23 protein-coding genes and 1 tRNA gene are annotated in these 22,784 nt (G+C 59.9%); 8 read left to right on the top strand and 16 right to left on the bottom strand.

Annotation, left to right across the window (positions count from 1 at the left end):
* Position 1: 1 nt before the first annotated feature.
* From Q1A07_RS00520 to yajC, 10 genes are read right to left on the bottom strand one after another with little or no spacing between them, the layout of a single operon-like run.
* The gene (locus tag Q1A07_RS00520) at positions 2-544 is read right to left on the bottom strand and encodes a DsbE family thiol:disulfide interchange protein (RefSeq protein WP_299776811.1); all 543 of its coding nucleotides are present in this window, start codon (positions 542-544) and stop codon (positions 2-4) included.
* Positions 537-692, bottom strand: coding sequence for a heme exporter protein CcmD (ccmD, locus tag Q1A07_RS00525; RefSeq protein ID WP_299776813.1), 156 nt, complete (start codon positions 690-692; stop codon positions 537-539). Before ccmD ends, Q1A07_RS00520 begins: the two co-directional genes overlap by 8 nt.
* Positions 692-1,459, bottom strand: coding sequence for a heme ABC transporter permease (locus tag Q1A07_RS00530; protein WP_299776815.1), 768 nt, complete (start codon positions 1,457-1,459; stop codon positions 692-694). The genes ccmD and Q1A07_RS00530 overlap by 1 nt, the downstream gene beginning before the upstream one ends.
* Before the next feature lie 52 nt (positions 1,460-1,511).
* Positions 1,512-2,168 carry a heme exporter protein CcmB gene (ccmB, locus tag Q1A07_RS00535; protein ID WP_299776817.1) on the bottom strand — a complete coding sequence of 219 codons (657 nt, stop codon included), beginning with the start codon at positions 2,166-2,168 and terminating at the stop codon, positions 1,512-1,514.
* Entirely contained in the window at positions 2,165-2,782 is a 618-nt protein-coding gene (gene ccmA / locus Q1A07_RS00540; RefSeq protein ID WP_299776819.1) for a heme ABC exporter ATP-binding protein CcmA, read from the bottom strand. Before ccmA ends, ccmB begins: the two co-directional genes overlap by 4 nt.
* 41 nt (positions 2,783-2,823) lie before the next feature.
* A complete protein-coding gene (locus tag Q1A07_RS00545) occupies positions 2,824-3,177 on the bottom strand; it encodes an Mth938-like domain-containing protein (protein ID WP_299776821.1) in 354 nt (117 codons plus the stop codon).
* 9 nt (positions 3,178-3,186) lie between these two features.
* A complete protein-coding gene (locus Q1A07_RS00550) occupies positions 3,187-3,939 on the bottom strand; it encodes a sulfite exporter TauE/SafE family protein (protein WP_299776823.1) in 753 nt (250 codons plus the stop codon).
* A complete protein-coding gene (gene secF / locus Q1A07_RS00555) occupies positions 3,932-4,900 on the bottom strand; it encodes a protein translocase subunit SecF (RefSeq protein WP_299776825.1) in 969 nt (322 codons plus the stop codon). Before secF ends, Q1A07_RS00550 begins: the two co-directional genes overlap by 8 nt.
* A 1-nt stretch (position 4,901) precedes the next feature.
* The gene (gene secD, locus Q1A07_RS00560; RefSeq protein WP_299776827.1) at positions 4,902-6,563 is read right to left on the bottom strand and encodes a protein translocase subunit SecD; all 1,662 of its coding nucleotides are present in this window, start codon (positions 6,561-6,563) and stop codon (positions 4,902-4,904) included.
* Between the two features lie 34 nt (positions 6,564-6,597).
* Positions 6,598-6,876: a preprotein translocase subunit YajC gene (yajC, locus tag Q1A07_RS00565; RefSeq protein WP_195820732.1), complete on the bottom strand. Its 279-nt coding sequence runs from the start codon at positions 6,874-6,876 to the stop codon at positions 6,598-6,600.
* Positions 6,877-7,082: 206 nt separating this feature from the next.
* Between yajC and Q1A07_RS00570 the strand changes: the two genes are divergently transcribed.
* Together Q1A07_RS00570 and serS are read left to right on the top strand one after the other, a co-directional pair.
* Positions 7,083-7,850, top strand: coding sequence for a serine protease (locus Q1A07_RS00570; RefSeq protein ID WP_299776830.1), 768 nt, complete (start codon positions 7,083-7,085; stop codon positions 7,848-7,850).
* A gap of 76 nt (positions 7,851-7,926) precedes the next feature.
* Entirely contained in the window at positions 7,927-9,219 is a 1,293-nt protein-coding gene (serS, locus tag Q1A07_RS00575) for a serine--tRNA ligase (protein ID WP_299776832.1), read from the top strand.
* Between the two features lie 53 nt (positions 9,220-9,272).
* On the opposite strand, the gene Q1A07_RS00580 is transcribed toward serS, so the two are convergent.
* Complete coding sequence (locus Q1A07_RS00580; protein WP_299776834.1) at positions 9,273-10,217, bottom strand: NAD(P)-dependent oxidoreductase; 945 nt, start codon at positions 10,215-10,217, stop codon at positions 9,273-9,275.
* A gap of 114 nt (positions 10,218-10,331) precedes the next feature.
* Between Q1A07_RS00580 and Q1A07_RS00585 the strand changes: the two genes are divergently transcribed.
* Positions 10,332-11,495: a reductive dehalogenase domain-containing protein gene (locus Q1A07_RS00585; RefSeq protein ID WP_299776836.1), complete on the top strand. Its 1,164-nt coding sequence runs from the start codon at positions 10,332-10,334 to the stop codon at positions 11,493-11,495.
* Positions 11,496-11,499: 4 nt separating this feature from the next.
* Here the strand turns inward: Q1A07_RS00585 and Q1A07_RS00590 are convergent, their stop codons facing one another.
* Both Q1A07_RS00590 and Q1A07_RS00595 read right to left on the bottom strand, forming a co-directional pair.
* Positions 11,500-11,709, bottom strand: a complete 210-nt coding sequence (locus Q1A07_RS00590; RefSeq protein WP_299776838.1) for a hypothetical protein — start codon at positions 11,707-11,709, stop codon at positions 11,500-11,502.
* A gap of 115 nt (positions 11,710-11,824) precedes the next feature.
* Entirely contained in the window at positions 11,825-12,427 is a 603-nt protein-coding gene (locus Q1A07_RS00595) for a TetR/AcrR family transcriptional regulator (RefSeq protein ID WP_299776840.1), read from the bottom strand.
* 97 nt (positions 12,428-12,524) lie between these two features.
* Here Q1A07_RS00595 and Q1A07_RS00600 point away from each other — a divergent pair, with 97 nt between their 5' ends.
* From Q1A07_RS00600 to Q1A07_RS00620, 5 genes are all read left to right on the top strand, one after another.
* Positions 12,525-12,809 carry a hypothetical protein gene (locus Q1A07_RS00600; protein WP_299776842.1) on the top strand — a complete coding sequence of 95 codons (285 nt, stop codon included), beginning with the start codon at positions 12,525-12,527 and terminating at the stop codon, positions 12,807-12,809.
* Between the two features lie 85 nt (positions 12,810-12,894).
* A complete protein-coding gene (locus Q1A07_RS00605; protein ID WP_299776845.1) occupies positions 12,895-14,181 on the top strand; it encodes a homoserine dehydrogenase in 1,287 nt (428 codons plus the stop codon).
* Positions 14,182-14,250: 69 nt separating this feature from the next.
* On the top strand, positions 14,251-15,216 hold the full coding sequence (glpX, locus tag Q1A07_RS00610; RefSeq protein WP_299776847.1) for a class II fructose-bisphosphatase: 966 nt from the start codon (positions 14,251-14,253) through the stop codon (positions 15,214-15,216).
* A 48-nt stretch (positions 15,217-15,264) separates the two neighbouring features.
* The gene (gene recJ / locus Q1A07_RS00615) at positions 15,265-17,010 is read left to right on the top strand and encodes a single-stranded-DNA-specific exonuclease RecJ (protein WP_299776849.1); all 1,746 of its coding nucleotides are present in this window, start codon (positions 15,265-15,267) and stop codon (positions 17,008-17,010) included.
* 84 nt (positions 17,011-17,094) lie between these two features.
* Positions 17,095-17,169: transfer RNA gene (locus Q1A07_RS00620), tRNA-Glu, on the top strand.
* 257 nt (positions 17,170-17,426) lie between these two features.
* On the opposite strand, the gene Q1A07_RS00625 is transcribed toward Q1A07_RS00620, so the two are convergent.
* The 3 genes from Q1A07_RS00625 to Q1A07_RS00635 form a co-directional block, all read right to left on the bottom strand.
* The gene (locus tag Q1A07_RS00625) at positions 17,427-18,773 is read right to left on the bottom strand and encodes a helix-turn-helix domain-containing protein (RefSeq protein WP_299776851.1); all 1,347 of its coding nucleotides are present in this window, start codon (positions 18,771-18,773) and stop codon (positions 17,427-17,429) included.
* A 76-nt stretch (positions 18,774-18,849) separates the two neighbouring features.
* Positions 18,850-19,491: a hypothetical protein gene (locus Q1A07_RS00630; RefSeq protein WP_299776852.1), complete on the bottom strand. Its 642-nt coding sequence runs from the start codon at positions 19,489-19,491 to the stop codon at positions 18,850-18,852.
* A 49-nt stretch (positions 19,492-19,540) separates the two neighbouring features.
* Entirely contained in the window at positions 19,541-22,777 is a 3,237-nt protein-coding gene (locus Q1A07_RS00635) for a type I restriction endonuclease subunit R (RefSeq protein WP_299776853.1), read from the bottom strand.
* Positions 22,778-22,784 lie beyond the last annotated feature (7 nt).

Here is a 22,784-nt window from a genome sequence, read left to right on the forward strand (position 1 = left end):
CTTACTGCGCCGCGCGCGCCTTTTCCAACTCCGGCAGGAACCGCTGCTCATAGTCGCTGCCAATCAGCGGGCCAGCAAAGCGGAAGAGCACGGTGCCCTCGGCATCCAGTATGAAGGTTTCCGGCGGTGCGGTCACACCCCAGTCGATGGCCGTGCGGCCCTGCGGATCGAAGGCCACCGCCTCAAAGGGGTTGCCATCATCGTCCAGATAGCGCGTGGCGGTGCCCGCCTGATCCTTGAAATTCACACCGATGATCGGCATGCCCTCTGCCGCCATGCGCAGGAGGTTGGGGTGTTCCGCTCGGCACGGCGGGCACCAGCTGGCCCAGAAATTCACCAGCGTGACTTCACCCGTCGCCATCGCTTCGGGTGTGACGCTGGGATAGTCGCCCAGCACATCCGTTGTAATCGCCGGGGCGCGTTGTCCGATCATCGTGGAGGGCAGGTCATTGGGATTGTCGCGGAACATGCCAATGCCTGCGAGGGCAACGAACCCGGCAAAGATCAGCGGCGGGGCGATCATCAGGGGCGAGACTTTAGGCATTGGGCTTGCTCCTTTTTTCCACATCCTGCAACGCGCGGCGGGCGCGTTTGCCCTGCCGCAGGCTCAATGCGACCAGCAGGACCAGCAGCAGGATGGAGACCCCGTAAGCGGAGAGCACCGCATCTGCATATTTGCCAAGATCGGGCATCACAGCCGGGCCTCCCGCGCCTGTAGCGCACGGGTGCGGCGCAGACGAATCTCGGTGCCTGTGCGGTAGAGTACCAGCGCGAGAAAAAGCAGCACGAAGCCCGCAATGCAGACCAGCAGCGGGAAGTAGAAGACATCCGCCACGTTCTCCTCCTTATCAAGGCTGAGAGAGGCGCCCTGGTGCAGGCCCTGGTTCCAGAAGTTCACCGCGTAGCGTGACAGCACTGCAAAGACAGATCCCACCAGACACAGCACAGAGGTGAGGTCAGCAGCGGTGTCCGGGTCCTCGATGGCTTCCCAGAGCGCGATGTAGCCCAGATAGAACAGAAACAGGATCAGGAAGGAGGTCAGGCGCGGGTCCCACGCCCACCAGTCGCCCCACATCGGCTGCCCCCAGATCGCCCCGGTGCAGAGCGCAATCAAGGTCATCACGACGCCCACGGGTGCGGCGGCTTTGGCCGCCAGTGCGCTGACGTGGTGGCGCCGGATCAGCCAGATCAGCGAGGCCACCAGCATCATCACCCAGGCATTGATCGCCATCATCGCGGAAGGCACGTGCAGGTAGATGATCTTGACGGTGGAGCCCTGCCGGAAATCATCCGGCGTGAAGAAAAACCCCCAGATCAGGCCAACGATCAGCGAAAGCGCCGCCAGCCCCCAGAGCGCGGGCAGAACCCGTTCGCTGAGGCCCAGGAACTTCACCGGGTTTGCATAGCTCCAAAAGCCGGAGGGGCGTTTGGGTGTGGCTGTGTCTTCGGTCATGGACATGGCACTGATCTAAGCCTTTCGGCCTTTTGGCTCAATGGGCAAATGGTCCCGGTCACCGCAAGTTCACCCGCAGTGCGGCGGCAGAGGCGAAGGGCATGATGGCCACAACACCTGCCGTGATCCCTGACAGCATCAAGAGCGGCGTGAGCGGGTCCATCCCCGTGGCTCCTCGTCGCGCAGCCTCTGCACCAAAGATCAGCGTCGGCACATAGAGCGGCAGCACCAAGAGCGACATCAAGAGCCCGCCCCGTTTCACCCCCACCGTCAGCGCCGCCCCGAAGGTGCCAATGACCGAAAGCGCGGGGGTCCCAAGCAGCAGCGACAGGACCAGCCAGCCATACCCTTGCGCAGGGAGGTTCAACAGGATGCCCAGCACCGGCACGGCCAGCACCAGCGGCAACCCGGTGGTGATCCAATGGGCCAGCGCCTTGATGCCGAGCGCGGCCTCGAGTGGCAGCGGCGAGGTCGCGAGCAGATCGAGCGTGCCATCCTCCCAATCCAGCGCCAGCAGCCGGTCGAGTGACAAAAGGCAGGCCAGCAAGGCGCCCAGCCAGAGAATGCCCGGTGCGATGCGCGACAAGAGCTCGGACTGCGGGCCCACGCCAAAGGGCACCAGCACCGTCACGATCAGGAAAAACGCGAGGCCAAGGCCAAAGCCACCCCCGGCCCGCACCGCCAGTTTCAGATCGCGACGCAGCAGCGCTGTCATAGGAACGCCTCGTCACTGGCGCCCGCGCGCGTGTCCTGTGTCGCGCGAAAGGGCGTGACATCCAACACCTCGGCTTCCAGCCCAAGGTCGATGTGGGTGGCGATCAGCGCCATCCCCCCTGCCGCCAGATGTCTGCGCACAGCGACCGCGAATTGCGCCACGGCGTCCACGTCGAGTGAGACGGTCGGCTCATCCAGCATCCAGATCGGCCGTCCGGTCACCAGCATCCGCGCGAGCCCCAGCCTGCGTTTCTGCCCCGCCGACAGCGTGCCCGCCAGCCGGTCGATCAGCGGCATCAAGGCGAAGGCATCAAGGGCCGGCACAATGTCCGATTGCCCGAACACATCAGCCCAGAAAGTCAGGTTCTCCCGCACGGAAAGCATGGCCTTGAGCCCGTCGGAATGCGCTGCATAGGCGATCTGCTCCTCTGCCCCGTCAATCTGCCCGGCAAGCGGTGGTTGCAGTCCGGCCAGCGTCCGCAGCAAAGTGGTCTTGCCCGATCCATTGGGCCCGCGCAAGATCAGCGCCTGCCCCGGCGCAAGCGTGAAGCTCAGCCCCTGCAGCACCGGCAGCCCACCGCGCGCCACGCAAAGATCACGGATCGTCAATGTCATGAGACAGCGTTAACCGATTGCCCGCGCAACCAAAAGCCCGTTCAAACCGGGATCAGCGCCAGCGCGATGCGGCGGCCCTCGCTCAGCAGCACGTTGTACGTCCGACAGGCAGCAGGTGAGGCCATAACCTCGACGCCCATACCCGCCTCTTCCAGCGTGGCACGGACATCGGAGGGCAGATGCGCGGTCTCGGCCCCGGTGCCGACAAAAAGCACGTCAATTTCGTCCTTCAGGGCCAGGAGTGCATCGACATCCTCGTACCCCTGCCACCCAAATGTGCCCTTGGGTCCGGCGATGACCGGGCCCTGGAAGACCTCGCCGCCGATGCGGAAGAACCCCACCCCATATCCCTCGATCGGTTTCGCGTCAGTGAATGAAATTTCGTTGAGGCGCATGCCCGTCTCCTAGCTCCAGATCGGCAACCCCAGAATAGCCGATGTCGCAATGATGAGGTAGGCCACCCGGCGAAAAAGAAGCTCTGCCGTCGGATCGAACAGCCGGGCGCCGATCATATTGGCCACCACGTTGGGGATGCCCGCCAGCAGCCCCAGCAGCGCGATTTTCCAGACAAACAGGTCCAGCGCGAAGAACACCGCGATCATCACGAAATCAATCGCCAGCAGGTAGAGCAGGAAGTTTGCGCGGATGACCGAAATCGGCAGACGGCTGGACATGTAGAGCATGATCACCGGGGGCCCCGGCACCCCGGCAAATCCCCCCATGAAACCGCCCAAACCCCCGGTTGCAACGGTCATGGGCCGGGTCAGCACGCCCTTGTAGCGCCAGCCGGACATGACCAGCACCAGCAGGACCGCCACACAGATAGACACCACCCAGCCAAAGAAGGTGGCATCCATATGCGACAGGCAAAAGACGCCCACGGGAATGGTCAGCGTCGCACCCAACATCAGCCGCCCCACGTCGCGCGGCGCGCCATCCCGCCAGGCGGCAGGCAGGTTCGGCAGGGGGCCGACCAGTTCCGCCATCATCATGAAAATCACCGCTTCGACGGGGGAGAGGACGGAGGCAGCGACGGGCATGATGATCATGCCGCTGCCGAAGCCGGCAAACCCGCGCACCATGCCGGCGGCGAGAACGCCCAGTGTCAGCCAGATCAGCCCGCCTGTATCGGTAACGCCTGAAAGCGCCTCAAGCATCAATGCCCGCGTATTGGTTGCCGGAATTGGCGTCCGGCTTGGACCAATCGCGTTTCACGCCCAGATAGAGAAGCGCGGCAGAGGCCACGAAGATCGAGCTGTAGGTCCCGACGATCACGCCCCAGATCATCGCAAAGACAAAGCCGCGGATCACGTCGCCGCCCAGCACAAAAAGCGCGATGAGCGCCAGCAGCGTGGTCACGGAGGTCATGAAGGTCCGGCTGAGCGTCTCGTTGATGGAGATATTCAACACCTCGTTCAGCGGGCGTTTCTTGTATTTGCGCAGGTTCTCGCGGACCCGGTCAAAGACCACCACGGTGTCGTTCAGCGAATAGCCCACGATGGTCAGCAGGGCGGCAATGATCGCGAGGTCAAAACGGATCTGCAATTCGGAAAAGACGCCGATGGTCAGGATCACGTCATGCACCAGCGCCAGCACGGCGCCGAGGGCAAACTGCCATTCAAAGCGCAGCCAGATGTAGATCAGCACCGCCCCGATGGCGAGCACGACGGCAATCGCCGCTGTCTGGATCAACTCGCCAGACACCTTTGGCCCCACGGATTCGACCGAAACAAACTTGATATCCGGCCGCACGGTTCTGAGTGCCTCCTGCACGGCGGCAATCACTTCGGTGGTCACCGCCTCCTGCCCGTCCTGCGCCTGAATGCGGATCATGGCGACGTTCTGATCCGCCTCGAAGGTGGGATCGAAGACCTCGGTGATCGTGACATCGCCCAGGTCCAGCACGGCAATGGCATCGCGGTAGACGCCGATTTCCACCGGCAGCGGGCTTTCGGTGCGGATCGTGGTACCGCCCCGGAAATCGATACCGAAATTCAACCCCTGGATCATGAAAGAGGCAAAGGCCACCACCATCATCAGACCCGAGATGCCCAGCCAGAGTTTCCAGCGTTTGAAGAAATCGAAATTCGTATTCTGTTTGACCAGTTTCAGGCGCATATCAAATCTCGATCGTTTTGGGGCGGCGACGTTCAAACCACATCACCACCAGCAGGCGGGTGACGAAAATCGCGGTGAAAACGGAGGTCAGGATACCCAGACCCAGCGTGATCGCAAAGCCGCGCACCGGACCCGAGCCCATGGCAAAGAGGATCGTCGCGGTGATGAAGGTCGTGATATTGGCGTCGAGGATCGCGCTGAGCGCTTTTTCATAGCCCAGTTCAATCGCTCGTGCAGGGCCTTTGGACGTCTTCAATTCCTCGCGAATCCGTTCAAAGATCAGCACGTTGGCATCCACCGCCATCCCGACTGTCAGCACGATACCCGCAATCCCCGGAAGGGTCAGCGTGGCGCCGATGAGGCTCAGCAGACCAAAGATCAGCCCGATGTTGATGATCAGCGCAATATTGGCAAAGATCCCGAAGAGCCCGTAGCTGAGAAACATGAAGACCAGTACGGCGCTGAAAGCCACGATGGTCGCGACCTTACCCGCATCGATGCTGTCCTGCCCCAGTTCCGGACCGATGGTGCGTTCTTCGAGGAATTCGAGCCCCGCCGGCAAGGCCCCTGCCCGCAGCAGCACCGCGAGATTGGTCGATTCCTCCACAGTGAAGCGCCCGGTGATGATGCCGGAGCCCCCGGGAATATGGCTTTGGATCGTGGGGGCGCTGACCACCTCGTCATCCAAAATGATGGCAAACGGGGAGCCGATGTTTACCGCTGTGTAGTCACCGAACTTGCGGGCCCCGGAAGTATTGAAGCGGAAGTTCACCGCCGGGCGACCGTTCTGATCAAACGCAGGCTGCGCGTCCACCAGTTCCTCACCCGTCACGACGGGCGCCGCTTCGATGGTGTAGAAAACGCCGGGCTCATCCAAAGACGGCACGATCTTGTTGCCGATCCCGGCAGAGGCATCGGGGTTCGTACCGCGCGTCACCACCGGGTTGAAGGTCAGTTGCGCCGTGGTGCCGATGATCTCTTTCAACTCGCCCGCCGACCCGATTCCGGGCACCTGGATGAGGATACGGTCCGCACCCTGACGCTGGATCGTTGGTTCGCGGGTGCCAACCTCGTCGATCCGGCGGCGAATGATTTCGAGACTTTGCTGAACGGTCCGTTCGTCGGTCGCAAGCTTTTCAGCTTCTGACAAGGTGACGATGATCAGGTCGTTTTCCGCGCGCACCTCGATGTCATTGGCACCCACCCCGGTCAGGGTCTGCACCGGGCGCGCCAGCCCACGCACGATTTCCAGCGCGCGCGGCATGCCCTCCGGCTGACTGATGCGTACCCGCACCTCATCATCGGCTGAAGGCTGCAGCCGGATCGTGCCAACCGTTGACCGCTCCGGGCGCAGGCTGTCGCGGATTTCCGGCCAGGCCGCCTGCATCCGCGCCGCGTAGACATCCTCGACCTGCACCTCTGCCAGCAGATGCGCGCCGCCGCGCAGATCGAGACCGAGGTTCACCAGCCCCGAGGGCATCCAATCCGGCCAGCGCGCCTGATCCGCCAGATTTTCCGGCGTGGTAGCACCCAGTTCGATGGCCTGAACCGCGTCGTTGTGTTTTTCAACGTTCGTGTAGAAGGCGTTGGGCATCGCAAGCCACAGGCCCACCGCACAGGTCAGCCAGATGGTGATCCGCTTCCAAAGATCGATTTGCAGCATGTCTACGCCTTTTCGAACGCGTCAGGAGGCGTTGTTACTTCGCCGGTTCGGTCTTGGAGACAACGGTGGCGATGGTGGATTGCACCACGCGTACTTTCACGCCATCGGCGATTTCCAGCTCCAGCTCGCCGTCTTCCTTGACCTTGGCCACCTTGCCGATGATCCCACCCTGGGTCACCACCTGATCGCCGCGGCGCAGCGCGGCCACCATCGCCTGATGCTCTTTGACTTTTTTCTGCTGCGGGCGGATCAGCAGGAAATACATGATCGCAAAGATCAGGATGAGGGGCACAAATTGCGCGAACGCTTCCATGAAAATGGTCCTTCCGGGTGGGGCGCGACAACGCGTTAAGCAGGTCGCGAATTTTGGCGGAACCTATGGGCTCACACGGCGCTTTGCAAGGGAGGCTTTGCACAATACTGCTTGACCCTGACCGGCACCATCCTGCCTGTCACCGCCCCCTTGGCGCGCCCGGCAATTCAGGCCATTGTGACGCGATACGAGGTTTGGGAGATCATATGGCAAACGGGAAAGAAACCAGCGCAATTCTGGGAGGAATCCTGGCCTGCGCAATCGGATTTGCCGCGCCCCTCCTTGCGGCCCCCCTGCCTGCTCTGGATCCGGCGGAGCGCGCGCTTTGGTTGGCCGTCGGAGGGATCAACAGCACCAGCCCCGAAAAATCGGCGACCTGCACGGGCACGCTGATCGCGCCCGATCTGGTGCTGACGGCTGCGCATTGCGCAGGTGGTACAGCAAAACGTACACGTCAGCGCCACTTCATTTTGGGAAAAACACAAGATGCTGCCACGATCTACCGCGGCTCTGTGCAAAGGGATGTGCATCCTGCCTACCCGTTTGCAAAAGGAAACACCCGGTTCAAATACGATGTGGCGGTTCTGCGGCTGGACACGCCCTTGCCCGCAGATCTGGTTACCCCGCTCCCCCTGTTCCAGCCGGACCGGCAGATCAGCGGACCTCTGGCCCTGATGGGCTACAACCGTGGTGGGAAGGAACGGCTTGCCGGTCGGTTCAACTGCCCTGTGATCCCGGAAGATGACCACGACGTGATCGTCATCGATTGCGAAGTCGTGAGTGGCAACTCCGGAGGTCCGGTTCTGGCGCAAGTTGATGGTGACTGGCATCTCGTCGGCGTGATCGTGGGGCGCATTGGCAGCGAAAACCCGACAACGCTGGCGGTTCCAGTTGACGACTGGATCACTGACCACTGGAAAGACGCGTGGGAACGGGCGGACGCGCGCGGCACCAAAGTGGCGCCGGGACAGTGAAATCTCATGGTTACGGACCGCACCAAGATCGGTCATAAGCAGCAATACGTGACGACTCAGATCAAGGACTGCCGACATGCATGATATTCGTGCCATCCGTGAAAACCCCGATGCTTTTGACGCCGCCCTGGCGCGCCGGGGAGAGGCCCCCGCGTCTGCCGCGCTGTTGGCGCTGGACGAGGCGCGTCGGGCCAAGATCAGTGCCGCAGAAACCGCACAGGCGGATCAGAACAAGGCCTCCAAGGAAGTTGGCGCTGCGAAGGCCACTGGCAACGATGCGGAGTTCGAGCGTCTCCGCGCTCTTGTCGGTGAGAAAAAGGCCGAAGTCGCCGCCATGCAGGCGGAAGCCAAGGAGCTTGACGCTCAGCTGACCGAGAAACTGGCCTGGATCGCCAATCTGCCCGCGGCCGATGTGCCGGACGGTGCGGATGAAGAGGATAATGTCGAAGTGAACCGTTGGGGCGATGTCCCTGCTTTCGGTTTCGCACCCAAGGAGCACTACGAGATCGCCGGGGTTGCCGCGTCGATGGATTTCGAAACGGCTGCCAAGACCTCGGGCGCGCGGTTTGTGATGCTCAAAGGGGCCGTGGCGCGCATCCACCGGGCGCTGGCGCAATTCATGATCGACACTCACGTGGATCACAACGGGCTGACGGAAGTGAACTGTCCGGTGCTGGTGCGGGATGAGGCGATGTATGGCACCGACAAGCTGCCGAAATTTGCTGAGGACAGCTACAAGACGACGGAGGATATGTGGTTGATTTCCACCTCCGAGATCACGCTGACCTATTCGGTGGCAGGGGACGTGTTGGACGAAGCGGACCTGCCGCGCCGGATGACCGCCCACACGTTGTGTTTCCGGTCCGAGGCGGGCAGTGCGGGCCGGGACACGGCGGGCATGCTGCGCCAGCACCAGTTCGAAAAAGTGGAAATGGTGTCCGTCACCCTGCCCGATCAATCAGATGCAGAGCAAAAGCGCATGCTGCGCTGTGCCGAGGATATTCTGGAACGGCTGGTTATCCCCTACCGCACTGTGATCCTGTGCACCGGTGACATGGGGTTTGGCGCCAAGCGCACCTATGACATCGAGGCGTGGTTGCCCGGTCAGGACAGCTACCGCGAGATTTCATCGGTCTCCACCACCGGCGATTTCCAGGCGCGGCGGATGAATGCACGGTACAAACCGGCGGATGGCGGCAAGCCCCGGTTCGTTCATACGCTGAACGGTTCGGGTCTTGCGGTCGGACGGTGTCTGATTGCTGTGCTGGAAAACGGTCAGCAGGAGGATGGCTCGGTTGTCTTGCCCGATGTGCTGGCACCCTATCTTGGCGGCAAGACGACGCTGACCCCCGAAGGTCAGCTGGTGTGAGACAGGATTGGGGCGCTGCCCCAAACCCCGGCATATTGGCAGAACAATGAAAATCAGCGGTTGGTGGTGACCTCGTAGCCGCGCGCTTCGGGTTCGTCATCGATCAGTTCCAGCGGGAACCCGGGGGCGCGGATCTCAAGCCCGGTGGCCTCTTCCAGCCGTTCGATCATGCGGTCGGACTGCGCGCGGGTGCCGTAGCGCGCCTGCCCATCCGCCATCATCTCGATCACCTTGGGGGACAGTTCGAGCGGAACCCCGTGTACATCGGCCAGTTTTTGGAAGAGCCCGATGTCCTTTTGCACCAGGTCCATGGTGAAGTTCACGTCGCGGGATCCCGACAGGATCAGCTGGCTTTCGGTTTCGTGCACGAAGGAGGTGCCTGAAGACATCGCAATCGCCTCGTAGGTGGTGCCCATGTCCATTCCTGCGGCTTTCATGACCGTGAGCGCCTCGCACAGGGTCAGCAGGTTGGCCGTTGCAAGATAGTTGGTCATCACCTTGAGAACGCTGGCGTTTCCGATCTCGCCCACGTGCAGGATACGGCGCCCCATGCACGTCAGGACGGGCAGCACGCGGTCGAAGGTGGCACGGTCACAACCTGCGTAGATCGAGATGTTGCCGGTGTCCGCGCGGTGGCATCCGCCCGAGACCGGGCAGTCGACCGCAGCGCCCCCTTTGGCCATGACCAGCGCACCCAGCCGTTTAACCTCGGCGGCGTCCGTTGTCGACATTTCCATCCAGACTTTTCCGGGTGCGACGTGCGGCAACATCTCGTCGAGCACCGCGGCGGAGGCGGCAGGCGACGGCAGGCAGGTGATCACGGCATCGCAGGCCTGCATCATCCGCGCGGGGCTCTGGCCCTCTGCGGCCCCCTGGGTCACCTTCGCCGCCACTAATTCCGCATTGAGATCAAAGACCTGCACATCCATCTTGTTGCGGATCAGCGAGCCGCAAAGCTTGCTACCGACATTGCCCAGCCCGATAAAACCAATCTTCATGTCGCACTCCCTGACAATCGTGTTTCGGGCAGCCTGCGAACCCCGGCCGCCACGGTCGCGCCTGTTTGCGACCTTTACGATTGACCGATGAATTTCGCGGCGTACCCTGAGAGGATGGTAAAGGAGTTGCACAGCGACGTCTCTGACAAGGCCGCCGGGATCGACGTGACCGACGGGTTTGAGCCCTTTGCGCAGCGCAATGACATTTTCACCCGGGCGTTCTGGGATCCCGCCGTGCGCAGCGCGCGGTCTGACGCGTTTTTCGCCTCCTACCGGATGGAGGCGACCCCGCGCCGGGGCGATGGGTTTGGTCAGCGGGACTTTGCGCTGCGCAATGCGTCCTGGCTGATCTCGGATGTGATGACGGACCGCTTTGCCGATCAAGGGCGCCGCGAAGGGTTTCAGGCACCGATCAGCGCCGATACACCCGTCGCTCCTGTGGCCCTCAAGGTTACAGATTCGAACGATATGTCGCGCGAGATCAAAAAGGTAGCGCGCTTTTTTAAAGCAGACTTATGCGGAATTACCGGGGTTGATGCGCGCTGGCACTACAGCGCCCGCATCGACACGCGTGATCTGTCTGACGCACCGAACAACCTGCCCGAGGGGATTACGTCTGTGATCGTGCTGGGGCATGAGATGGATGCAGATCTGGTTGATACCTACCCCGCAGCGACCGCTGGTGCGGCCACCGGGCGCGCTTACAGTCAGGAGGCCGCAACCGTGATGCAGCTGGCCGCCTACATCCGTAATCTCGGGTATGAGGCCGTCCCGTCGATGAACGACACGGCGCTGGTGATTCCCTATGCGCTCCAGGCGGGGCTGGGGGAATATGCGCGTAACCAGATGGTGATCACCCCGGAATTCGGGCCGCGGCTTCGGTTTTCGAAGATTTTCACGTCGCTGCCTCTGGCGCATGACAGCCCCAAACCGCAGGGCGTCAGGGCATTTTGCGACATCTGCACCAAATGCGCCGAGGCCTGCCCGGTCAAGGCCCTGCCCTTTGGTCCGCCGGAAGTTGGGGGCACCAATATCTCCGCCCTCAAGGGCGTGCGCAAATGGACATCCGACGCAGAGAAATGCTTTGGGTTCTGGGCCAAGCTGGCGTCCGATTGTGCGATCTGCCTGCGGGTCTGTCCGTTCAACCGGGACTTTCGCAAATGGTATCACCGGCTGTGGCTGCGCCTTGCGCTCTCACCCCTCAGGCAGGTGGCGCTTTGGCTGGATAAGGGGCGTGGGGGGCGGAAAAAACCAGGCGCCTGGTGGTCCGCCCCCTGAGCCGTCAGGGGGTCGACCGGCGCACGTTGCCGTGCCAGTCTTCACCTGCAATCGGTTGTGCCTCGAAGGCTGCGCGCGCATCGCTGTCCATCGCAACCTCACGCAGCTCTGCCAGCATGATGCCAAGAAATACGCCTGTTGCCAGAAGCAAGAGTGTATGCGTGACACTCCGCAGTGAGCTGTGACGTTCTTCAATCGCTGTTTCGTAAACCATCTGAGCCTCCTTTCAGCCGAGCCCGCTATGGGGCCTCTGAGGATATAGGGGCGCATAGAAAATAATGAAAACGAATATATGACATGATATACATCACATAATGTGATGGTTTACGCTATGGGCTCGACCCGTCCGATGCGGACACCGCCTTGCACACCATCTGCCAATACTGTGCGGTGACATCGTCAAGCGACAGCCTGCCATCCGCGCGGAACCACGTGTTAATACCGGTCAGCATGGCGATCACCGCACGCATCGCGATCTTGGTATCGGCCACGGCAAAATCACCGGTAATCACGCCCGCCCGCAATATAGCCTCCAACCGGTCTTCATAGGCCCGGCGCAGGGTTTCGATCTGCACGAAATTTGCAGGCGTCAGGTTGCGCAATTCCATATAGGCGATGAACACCGCGTCTGGCCGGTCATGGTGGAAGTGGATGTGAAACTGCACAAAGTGTTTCAACCGAGCCACCGGATCTGCATCGGCGTCGTCCTGAAACGCGGCCAGCAGAGCGTCCAGGTGGCTCTTCATCAGATCAAAAAGCAAGCTTTGTTTGTCCGGGGTGTAGTTGTAAAGCGCGCCGACCTGCACCCCGACCTCGCGCGCGATTTCGCGCATTGAAACCGCCGCAAAGCCCTGACGTGCAAAGAGCTTTAGCGCTGCCGCACGCACGCGCGGGCCGGTAATGTCTGAATGTGAACCTGCGGTACGAGCCATGATGGCCAAGGATATCTGAACAAATGTTCAAAACAAACCCTCCTTGCGCGCGTCGGGCGCTTGAGGCACAACAATTACGACCAATCGGAGCTCCTTTATGCGCCTTGCCGCCTTCCTGATCCTCATCCTCGGTGTTGTCGGTTGCGTGCAGTTTCCTGAGATCGAAGACGCAACGGGACAGGCCGCGCGGGAGGCGGATTTTCCGGACCTGATTCCCTTTGATCCCTTGCTGACCTCGACCGAGACCCGGCAGAGCAAGACCGAGGAGACACAAGCGCAGCTTGAAGCACGGGTCAGCGGCCTGCAGGCGCGCGCCGCAGGGCTGCGCGGATCGGTGCTCAGCGGAGAAGAACGGAACCGGCTGGAGGATGAGGTGCAATAGCACCAAGCGCGTTGCACGTCGCTGCCGAACCCGCTACATGGCGAAAAACAACCGCTTCGCCCTGAAAATCAAAGGAATTGCCGTTATGTCTGCGCCGCTGCGTCTTGGAATTGCTGGTCTGGGCACGGTTGGAATCGGCGTTCTGCGCATCATTCGGCAACACGCCGCCCTGCTGGCCGCGCGCAGCGGGCGAGAGATCGTCATTTCCGCCGTCTCTGCCCGCGACCGGGCCAAGGATCGCGGTGTGCCGCTGGACCACTACGCCTGGGAAAATGACCCAGTCGATCTGGCGACACGCGATGACGTGGATGTCTTTGTCGAACTGATTGGCGGCGATGAGGGCCCGGCCAGGCAGGCCGTCGAGGCGGCGCTGACGGCGGGCAAGGACGTGGTGACCGCCAACAAAGCATTGCTGGCGATCCACGGTCAGGCGCTGGCGGAACAGGCCGAAGGCGCCGGGCGTGCCCTGCGCTACGAGGCAGCGGTTGCGGGGGGCATCCCGGTCATCAAATCGCTGACCGAAGGGCTTGCGGGCAATGAAATCACCCGGGTCATGGGGGTGATGAACGGGTCGTGCAACTACATCCTGACCCGCATGGAAAGCGCGGGCCTCAGCTATGAAGAGGTCTTTGCCGAGGCTGACGGGCTGGGCTATCTGGAGGCCGATCCGCAGCTTGACGTGGGCGGTATCGATGCGGCGCATAAGCTCGCCATCCTGGCCTCGCTCGCCTTTGGCACCAAGGTGCATTTCGACGGCATCACGCTGGAAGGGATCGACCGGGTGAGCATCGATGACATCCACGCCGCTGCCGACATGGGGTACAAGATCAAACTGCTGGGCGTGGCACAGAAAACCGGACGCGGGTTGGAGCAGCGCATGCAGCCCTGCCTCGTGCCCGACACCTCGCCGCTGGGACAGCTTGAGGGTGGTACCAACATGGTGGTTCTGGATGGCGACGCGGTGGGTCAGATCGTCCTGCGCGGTCCGGGTGCGGGCGAAGGCCCCACTGCCAGTGCTGTCATGGCCGACGTCTGTGACATCGCAAAGGGGATGCGCGGACCGGTGTTTGGCCTTCCCGCCGACAGCCTGACGACGGCAAACCCGGCCCGTGCGGAACTGCCCGCACCCTATTACCTGCGCATGTCACTTGAGGATAAACCCGGCGCGCTGGCCAAGATCGCCACGGTACTGGGCGACGCGGGCGTCTCCATTGATCGGATGCGCCAGTATGGCCATGAAGACACCTCGGCGCCGGTGCTGATCGTGACCCACAAGACCACGCCCGATGCCCTGAACGCGGCGCTGGCGGCCATGGAAACCACCAATGTGCTCTCCGGCGCACCTGTCGCTCTGCGCATTGAAGCGGTCTGACCGGCGGTTGTACGCCTCACGCTCAAACGATACACCTACCCATAATTAATGCCCAAAAAGGACAGTTTCATGCCAGCCAACGCTCAATTTCAGGACCGTATGCTTTCACTCGGCCTTGCCCGCGTCTCCGAGGCGGCGGCGCTGGCCTCTGCCCGGCTGGTGGGCAACGGCGATGAAAAAGCGGCCGACCAGGCGGCGGTCAACGCCATGCGTGAACAGCTCAACATGCTGGATATCGCGGGCGTCGTGGTGATCGGCGAAGGCGAACGGGACGAGGCCCCAATGCTCTACATTGGCGAAGAGGTCGGCACCGGCAATGGCCCCGGCGTCGACATCGCGCTTGACCCGCTGGAAGGCACCACGCTGACCGCCAAGGACATGCCCAACGCGCTGACCGTCATCGCCATGGGGCCACGCGGTTCCATGCTGCACGCGCCGGACGTCTATATGGACAAGCTCGCCATCGGGCCAGGCTATGCAAAGGATGTGGTGACACTGGACATGAGCCCCGCCGAACGGGTCGCGGCCCTCGCCAAGGCCAAAGGCTGTAGCGCCTCTGACATCACGCTGTGCATTCTGGAACGTCCCCGGCACGAGGAGATGATTGCCGAGGTACGCAAGACCGGTGCCTCCATCCGTCTGATCACCGATGGTGACGTCGCTGGAGTCATGCATTGCGCCGAGCCGGGCACCGGCATCGACATGTATATGGGCGCGGGCGGCGCACCCGAAGGTGTGCTCGCCGCTGCGGCGTTGAAATGCATGGGCGGGCAGATGTACGGCCGCCTGCTCTTTCGCAACGACGACGAAAAGGGCCGCGCCAGCAAGGCCGGGATCACCGATTTCGACCGCATCTACAGCCGCGACGACATGGTGACCGAAGACGTGATCTTTGCCGCCACCGGCGTGACCGACGGCAACATCCTGCCCGCCGTCAAGCGCGAGCCGGGCTGGATGACGACCGAAACGCTGATCATGCGGTCCAAGACCGGGTCCGTCCGCCGGATCAACTATCGCACGCCGGTTGAGGCCTGAGACCTCCGCAGTGGCGCTGGTGCCTGCGCTCTTGAGGGAGAAAACGCAGTGAGCTTTCTCGGCGTAGAGCAGAGCCTGACCGGGCGGCGCTGGATCGGTCCACCCGTTGACATCTCTCGTGCTGCCGAAGCCATCGCCCAGCAAAGTGACCTGCCTGATGCTGTGGCACAGGTGCTGGCGCGGCGGGCCGTGCCCCCTGCCGAGGCCAAGGGCTTTCTCGCCCCATCGTTGCGCGATCTGTTGCCGGACCCCCATGCTTTGAAGGACATGGAAAAAGCGGCGTCGCGGTTCCTGCAGGCTGTTCAGCGCAAGGAGAAAATCGCGATTTTTGCCGATTATGACGTGGATGGGGGCGCCTCCGCTGCCCTGCTGCTGGTCTGGTTGCGGCAGATGGGGCAGCAGGCCACGCTCTACATTCCCGACCGGATTGACGAAGGCTATGGCCCCAACGAAGAGGCGATGGCCGATCTCGCCCGAATGCATGATCTGATCGTCTGTGTCGATTGCGGCACCCTCTCCCATGGCCCCATCGCCGCGGCTGTCGGCGCCGATGTCATGGTGCTGGATCACCACCTGGGCGCGGAATCCCTGCCCGATGCCTGCGCCGTGGTGAACCCCAACCGGCAGGATGAGACCGGCGATCTGGCACACCTCTGTGCGGCAGGCGTTGTGTTCCTGCTGCTGGTCGAGCTGGGTCGTCAGCTGCGCAGCGCCGGACAGTCCGGGCCGGACCTGATGGAGATGCTGGACCTCGTAGCCCTCGCCACGGTCGCCGATGTCGCACCGCTTGTCGGGGTGAACCGCGCCTTTGTCCGGCAGGGGCTGCGCGTCATGGCCCGGCGGGAGCGGCCCGGTCTGGCGGCATTGGCGGATGTCGCGCGGATGGATACCGCCCCCACGGCCTACCACCTTGGTTTCCTTCTCGGCCCCCGGGTCAATGCCGGTGGGCGCATCGGGGCCGCCGATCTGGGCGCGCGGCTTCTGGCCACCGACGACCCGCATGAGGCCGCGGCCTTGGCAGAGCGCCTGGACGTGTTGAACACCGAACGGCGCGAGATAGAGGCCAGCGTGCGCGCCGCTGCGCTGGCGCAGGCGGAAACCAGAGGGCTCGACAAAGCATTGGTCTGGGCCGCGGGCCCCGGCTGGCACCCGGGCGTGGTGGGGATCGTGGCCTCGCGGCTCAAGGAAGCCTCCGGCAGGCCCAGCATTGTGATCGGGCTGGAGGACGGTATTGGCAAAGGCTCCGGGCGCTCGATATCCGGCATTGACCTTGGCCAGCCGATCCAGCGTCTGACCACCGAAGGGTATCTGCTGAAAGGCGGCGGTCACAAGATGGCGGCCGGCCTGACGGTCGCCGAGGGCAAGCTGGAAGAGGCCATGGCACGCCTGTCAGAGCTTTTGGAAAAGCAGGGCGCGCATCTGGCGGGAGCTGCCGATCTGAAGCTTGACGGGATGCTCATGCCGGCCGCCGCCACGGTCGAACTGGCGGAGCTAATTGAACAGGCGGGCCCGTTCGGAGCCAGCGCCCCTGCCCCGCGCTACGTCTTTGCCGATATGGCGATCCGCTTTGCGAAACGCGTCGGCGAGAACCACCTCAAGATCAGCTTTGCAGCGCCGGGCAGCACACCGCTGGATGCCATTTGTTTCGGGGCCTTTGACGGCCCTCTGGGTCCGGCTCTGGAAAACCACGGCGGCGCGCATTTTCACCTCGCCGGACGCCTGGACATCAACACATGGCGGGGGCGGCAAAGCGTTCAGTTGCGGCTCGAAGACGCGGCACCAGTTGAACACTGACTGCGGCAAAGTTTCTTTGTCAGACGCGAAATTTCCGCTTGCGCGCCGGGCGCGGATTGCCTAATCAACCGCTCACGACCAAGTGGCCCGTTCGTCTATCGGTTAGGACGCCAGGTTTTCAACCTGGAAAGAGGGGTTCGATTCCCCTACGGGCTGCCACAATACCCACCTAATCTTTTGATTATAATATATTTTTTTCACTCTTAGGTGAAGCCGCCCCCATACCTGCCCCCAACCTAAAGCAGACTACGCTTGGTGACTGCAATGACGCCCGCCTCAACGGTAGCTTTTATCACCAGCCAAAATTAGACGGAATCGGCGCAATGCCCGAGTTTCTTTTCAGGTCGGGCAAAATACCCGTAGAATGTTCTACTTTTGGCATGGAGAACCAATGACCAAATTCTTCTGCGGAGTCATTAATTTCGGAGAGCGCGAACGACACTGTCTGCGGTAATTGCCGGTCCTTGGGTCAGTTTGTTCATCGGTTGGATGATCGACGCAATGGTTGCGCTCCGGGTTTCAACCGACAGATCTCCAGCATTCACTACAAAATCGACTTGCTTCGTATTCTGGCGCGCCCGGTAGTCCATGCTGTAGTAAACGCTGATGTCGGTGGAGTTTAGATTTCTTCCGTTTAATCCACTAAAAAGCACTTGGACGCGGACATCACCGGTAAAGTTGAAGTAGTCTGCGATATGTTTCACGGTCGCGAGGAAACTGTTTGCATAGGCAATTTGCTGCTTGATCCAAATATGCTGGCCTCTACTCCATGTGAGTGTTGACCTGTCCTCTACTGCACGCTTAATCCACGCAGTGTCTTCCCAGTAAGAGATGATTTCTGTTCCGCTCAAGCACTCACTAAGCCGCCAAATTGCGCGATGATCGAAGTCCGCGGTATTAACATGAACTTCAAGGCCGTCATGATTCGCAACTTCCATGACAAAAGGACGGTAGGGTGAGTTGTAGTCATTTTCAAAAAAGACATGCCCGCCCCGCGCGTCTCGCCGACGATGGCGTAAGCACTCTGTTAGCTGATCCGTCGTAACCGGTTCAGCATCAATTAGTTGGAAACCATAGGCGACAAAGCAATCTGTGAGATCAACCTCATAAGGATGCTCCTGAGCCTCTTTCTTCCACAGCTCGACCATGTGCTCAAAGTCCGCGTCAAATAGGTTTGGCCCTTCGGCTTCAAGTACTGGTCGAGGTTCCTCGATCATCGTCGATAAGGCACCAAGCAATGACGTCTTATCACTTAACACACAGCGTCTTATCACGTCTTGCCATTCGTCCGGCGTTTCAATGGGCGCAGAAACAGGGCCTGCCTTGCGAATGTAGTGAACACCCTTGGCGACGCCTTGTGTACGCCCGCGTTCGTCATTCGGGCCATTTTTCTTTCCACAAACCGGTGACGTTCCACACGAAGGAACCCAGATGACTGGAACTGAAAACTCTACTCCATTTGGTTGTTGCATACTGACGGTGCAGTGCGGTGATGGTTGCAAGTATGCAGCCGCAATTTGGTTAATCTGATCTTGGTCGACGCCTACAATTTCATCTGGAAGTGTTTCAGGGTAGCTTCCATCGTCTTCGCGCCCCAATACGATCCAACCACCTCCATGATTTGCCAGTGCGCAAATTTCCTTAGCGAGCTTTGCTTTGCCAACATTATCATTCAATGGGAGGGAACGCTTGAACTCGACGTCCAAGTCTTCGTTTGGCAAATTGAGGGCTTGGCTGAAATCTAACGGCAGTTCGTTTGGCATTTTGTATTAGGCTCGTTTGTTGCTCATAGCATTAAAAAGAAAGCGCGGCAGCTGGGCAAAAGCATTTCCCGGCAGACTACATTGCTGCCACCTCATGTGACGGCGGATTGATCACTTCCACGAGGCAAGCGAAGTGAGCCTTTTCGATGCGACTAAAGCTATGCCCGGCTTTTTTGGCTCTACGTGGTATATATAGTTGGCTTTTTTCTTCGATCTTTTCTCGCTTCCGTCTTGCGTTGCCTGATTGGGTTACGAACCTGTCCGGTCTTCTTGCTTCCGAAACAATAATGAGAAAAGCCCCGATCTCGGGATTGCAAGCTTTCACATCAGCAAGGCGCTCTATGTCTTTGTTAATATCGTTCTTTTGCGCGGAGGCACGTTTGACCTCAACAACGTATTCAGTGGTGTATTTATTGCTCGTGGTTCCCTTTATGCTTGCACCGCTAGTTTTCCTTTGTATCACAATGTCTGCGCTTGGCGGGCGCCCTCGCGATGGAATGTTTATTGAACTGGGTGAAATTTCTGAGAGGGGAACTTCGCACCTCAAAATTTGGCCATCGCTCAAATGCGCGTAAACGATATTGCAGATTTCTGCGACAATCGCACCCTCACTTAAGTCGTATCCTTCATAGATAGAACGACGATGACCTATCCAAAAAGCAATGCCTTGCAGTGCTTTCTCAGCCCATCTTGGCGGGGCGGGTAGTTGATCTTCCAAAGGACCTCCATTTGCTACAAAAGCAGCTTTTCGGTTTTCTCACATTTGGTTAGGCGATCGCCGATATGCCGTCACTTATTTCATAGCTGTTTTCAAAGAACTGAAAGAGCTCCGCTGTTTTCTCGTCCAGTGCATCGTCATCGTACTTGGACGCGGGAAGGCCGGTTCGTTCATCATAAAGCAGGTCGTAAATCTCTTGCCTAAGTCCGTCTCTTGTACTTTGCTTCTGGAAGACGTCCTGCACTTTTTCGATTTTTCGTCGGATGGCTTTCAGCAGCTCAACGGATGCCGACTTAATCTGTCGGATCTCTTCTTTGGTCAGGTCTTCACGAACCAACAGATCGAAGATTGGCTTCTGTTCCCGAGTCAGGCCAAGAGCCACATGCGCCTGCGCTTCGGCCTCCATTTCGGCAGTAAGCCGCATCAAAGCTTCGAAGGTGGCTTCGATGGTATTCTTGTCTTTTTCCTTGTTGTATTCCGCAACAATCTTATCGAAGCGTTCTTGGAAATCGTTCAATGTGGGGTTCGCAGCAAGCATCTTGGCCAGCCGCTCTTGTAAAACCATCCGCAGATCCTGCACGTCACTGGCTTTGCGTTCGCTCCTGCTGAACTCCTTACGCAAGAGCTCGAAATTTACTTTCGAAATATCAAAAATGCGTTCCTCGTCTGTATCAGGAGTGATGTCGATAGCATTTGCGACGATCTCGTTCAGCTTCTTGATAATCGCGGTTGTATCGGCCTCGGCCTTGTCCTTTTGTAATGAACCGTAAATGTAGTTGATCGCTTGATAATCAGCCTTGTAGGTCTCGACTCGAGCGAAAGTCAGGCAGGCTTTGTATTTGCGAAACACCGCACGAGCAGCAATCTCAAATCCCTTCCGCGTTTCGTCATTTTTGTTGATCGTTTCCTTGGCCTCTTTAAGGGCCTTGATCTTATCGAAACTCGTTGCAAGCTTCATACGCTCCAAGTCGTAGCCCTCGTCACTCAAGCGTTCGTGCACCAATGCAATCGCCTCGGCAAGCTCGCCAAGCAGCTTGTCTCCGGGATTGAGCGGGTCGACTTCAGGTCCCTCGCCTTCGCCACCGCCAATAGGCCCGCCGCCAGTATGTCCTGCGAAGGTAGCCAGTGCTTTTCGGAGGTTCTTAAGAATGCCGCAATAGTCGACAATCAAACCGTTGTTTTTGCCCTCCTTCACCCGATTTGCCCGGGCAATGGCCTGCATGAGCGTGTGTTCCTGCAGTGGTTTGTCGAGATAAAGAGTCGACAAAGACGGCACGTCAAAGCCCGTCAGCCACATGGCGCAGACGATGACGATGCGGAACGGATGGTCGTCGCGTTTGAACGCAGTTTCAACATCGAGGCGCTTTTCAATTTCACGCCCGCCGACGATCTCCTTGACTGTGAAACCGTCCTTCATCCGCTTGCGATGCGGAATGATGTCCAGATCCCAGTCTTTGAACTTTTTCACCTCGTTCTGCTCATCGCTGACAACCACAGCCATCTGGGTTTCACGCATCCACGCAAGCTGTTGCTCGCGAATAAAGCGTTCCTGATCGTCAGCGACAGATGTCAAATCAGCCTCAAGCGCCGCTATACGGGCTAGCCATGCCTTTTGAATGTAATCATGCATCCGGACAGCGGTGACCTTGTCGATGGCCACAAACATTGCCTTGCCGCTTTCCCAGTTTGTCGAAAAATGCCACGCGAAATCCTCAGCCACATGCCGGAGGCGCGGCTCGGCCGTAACCACATGGTACTCGCGTTTCAGGTCATCAGAGAGCTTGGCAGCCACGTCGGGATCGTCGATTTCAGCTTCGGCAATCGCCTCGGCCAGTTTTTCGTTCAGGCCGTTTCCTGAAACCTGCAGCTTGTCGCCCCGCGCATCATAGAACAGCGGCAGAGTTGCGCCATCCTCGATAGCGTCCTGAAAGTCGTAAGTGGAAAGATACGCGCCGAATACCTGCTTGGTGATCTCATCGTCGGCGAAGAGAGGCGTGCCTGTAAAGCCGATGAAGCTCGCATTTGGCAGACCCTTGCGCATGTTCAGCGCCAACGATCCGTACTGTGTTCTATGCGCCTCGTCAGTCACAACAATAACGTTGTCCCGGTCGGAGTAGATTCCGTTCTTGGCCTCCTCCTCGGTGAATTTCTGGATCATAGCAAAAACGACCTTCTTCTGCTGACCAAGCAGCTCTCGCAGATTCTTGGCCGACGCAGCGCGGCACGGGTCTTTGTCGTTGTTTGCAATTCCTACCGACGCAAATGCCTTATAAATTTGGTTATCCAGATCAGTGCGGTCGGTCAGCACAAGGAAGGTGTAGTCACCGCCCAACTTGCGATGGACCTTTTGCGTAAAGAACGCCATCGAGAACGATTTACCGGAGCCTTGGGTGTGCCAGAACACGCCCAGCTTTCGGTTCAGGTCATCACGCCGCTCCACCGCGTCCACCGCACGGTTGACCCCAAGGTATTGGTGGTTCTTGGCGAGGATCTTTGCGGGACCGTTTGCCGTATCCGCAAACAGGATGAAATTCTCAAAGAGATCCAGAAACCGCCGTTTGTCGCAAACGATCTTGAGCAGCGCCTCCATTGGCAGCATGTCGCCGCGCCGGTCCCGCTCGTCGAGCTTCAGCCATTCCGAGAAATGCTCGTAATCGGCACTGACCGAGCCCATCCGCGCCTCTTCGCCATTGCCGAGGATGACGAAGGCGTTGAAGTGGAAGAGGTGCGGAACTGTGTCTTTGTAATCGCTCAGGTTCTCATCATAGGCGCGGCGCAGGTTCTTGTCGGGGCGTTTCAGCTCGCAGAACATGAGCGGCAACCCGTTGACGAAGCCCACGATGTCCGCCCGCCGCCGGTGCGCATAGCCGCGCATCCAAAGCTCGCGCACACAAAGGAAATCGTTGTTCTCGGGCGTTTCATAGTCAAAGACACGCAGCCGTTCGACTTTCTGCTCCCCGTCCTGCCGGAACTTCACCTTCACCCCATCGCGGATCAGGGCGTATTTGTCCTGATTGATGCGGATCAGGGATTGGGAGCCGAAGATGTCGGTGATCTCACGCAGCGCCTGTTTATAGGCCACATCAGGCAGGCCGGGGTTCAGCTTGACCAGCGCCTCGGACAAAAAGCGGGTCAGCACCACGTCCTTGTCGGACTTGCGGCCAAGCGTGCCCTGAGCGCCAAAGACCTCCTTGTTCCACGCCATGACGGAGCGCCAGCCATGCACATCGTGCAGGTAGTCGGCCATGGTCGTTTGAACCAATTGGTCTTCCGTAAAATCATTCATAGGCAAA

The organism is uncultured Roseobacter sp., from assembly GCF_947492555.1.
Classification (GTDB): Bacteria; Pseudomonadota; Alphaproteobacteria; order Rhodobacterales; family Rhodobacteraceae; genus Roseobacter.

What these genes read in the sequence shown, in the direction of transcription:
- Q1A07_RS00625 (WP_299776851.1), bottom strand. Translation starts at nt 18,773, where the DNA reads ATGCCAAACGAACTGCCGTTAGATTTCAGCCAAGCCCTCAATTTGCCA.
- glpX (WP_299776847.1), top strand. Translation starts at nt 14,251, where the DNA reads ATGCCAGCCAACGCTCAATTTCAGGACCGTATGCTTTCACTCGGCCTT.
- serS (WP_299776832.1), top strand. Translation starts at nt 7,927, where the DNA reads ATGCATGATATTCGTGCCATCCGTGAAAACCCCGATGCTTTTGACGCC.
- Q1A07_RS00530 (WP_299776815.1), bottom strand. Translation starts at nt 1,459, where the DNA reads ATGTCCATGACCGAAGACACAGCCACACCCAAACGCCCCTCCGGCTTT.
- Q1A07_RS00600 (WP_299776842.1), top strand. Translation starts at nt 12,525, where the DNA reads ATGCGCCTTGCCGCCTTCCTGATCCTCATCCTCGGTGTTGTCGGTTGC.
- Q1A07_RS00545 (WP_299776821.1), bottom strand. Translation starts at nt 3,177, where the DNA reads ATGCGCCTCAACGAAATTTCATTCACTGACGCGAAACCGATCGAGGGA.
- ccmD (WP_299776813.1), bottom strand. Translation starts at nt 692, where the DNA reads ATGCCCGATCTTGGCAAATATGCAGATGCGGTGCTCTCCGCTTACGGG.
- Q1A07_RS00520 (WP_299776811.1), bottom strand. Translation starts at nt 544, where the DNA reads ATGCCTAAAGTCTCGCCCCTGATGATCGCCCCGCCGCTGATCTTTGCC.
- Q1A07_RS00585 (WP_299776836.1), top strand. Translation starts at nt 10,332, where the DNA reads ATGGTAAAGGAGTTGCACAGCGACGTCTCTGACAAGGCCGCCGGGATC.
- ccmB (WP_299776817.1), bottom strand. Translation starts at nt 2,168, where the DNA reads ATGACAGCGCTGCTGCGTCGCGATCTGAAACTGGCGGTGCGGGCCGGG.
- ccmA (WP_299776819.1), bottom strand. Translation starts at nt 2,782, where the DNA reads ATGACATTGACGATCCGTGATCTTTGCGTGGCGCGCGGTGGGCTGCCG.
- Q1A07_RS00580 (WP_299776834.1), bottom strand. Translation starts at nt 10,217, where the DNA reads ATGAAGATTGGTTTTATCGGGCTGGGCAATGTCGGTAGCAAGCTTTGC.
- Q1A07_RS00605 (WP_299776845.1), top strand. Translation starts at nt 12,895, where the DNA reads ATGTCTGCGCCGCTGCGTCTTGGAATTGCTGGTCTGGGCACGGTTGGA.
- yajC (WP_195820732.1), bottom strand. Translation starts at nt 6,876, where the DNA reads ATGGAAGCGTTCGCGCAATTTGTGCCCCTCATCCTGATCTTTGCGATC.
- Q1A07_RS00595 (WP_299776840.1), bottom strand. Translation starts at nt 12,427, where the DNA reads ATGGCTCGTACCGCAGGTTCACATTCAGACATTACCGGCCCGCGCGTG.
- secD (WP_299776827.1), bottom strand. Translation starts at nt 6,563, where the DNA reads ATGCTGCAAATCGATCTTTGGAAGCGGATCACCATCTGGCTGACCTGT.
- secF (WP_299776825.1), bottom strand. Translation starts at nt 4,900, where the DNA reads ATGCGCCTGAAACTGGTCAAACAGAATACGAATTTCGATTTCTTCAAA.
- Q1A07_RS00550 (WP_299776823.1), bottom strand. Translation starts at nt 3,939, where the DNA reads ATGCTTGAGGCGCTTTCAGGCGTTACCGATACAGGCGGGCTGATCTGG.
- Q1A07_RS00635 (WP_299776853.1), bottom strand. Translation starts at nt 22,777, where the DNA reads ATGAATGATTTTACGGAAGACCAATTGGTTCAAACGACCATGGCCGAC.
- Q1A07_RS00570 (WP_299776830.1), top strand. Translation starts at nt 7,083, where the DNA reads ATGGCAAACGGGAAAGAAACCAGCGCAATTCTGGGAGGAATCCTGGCC.
- Q1A07_RS00590 (WP_299776838.1), bottom strand. Translation starts at nt 11,709, where the DNA reads ATGGTTTACGAAACAGCGATTGAAGAACGTCACAGCTCACTGCGGAGT.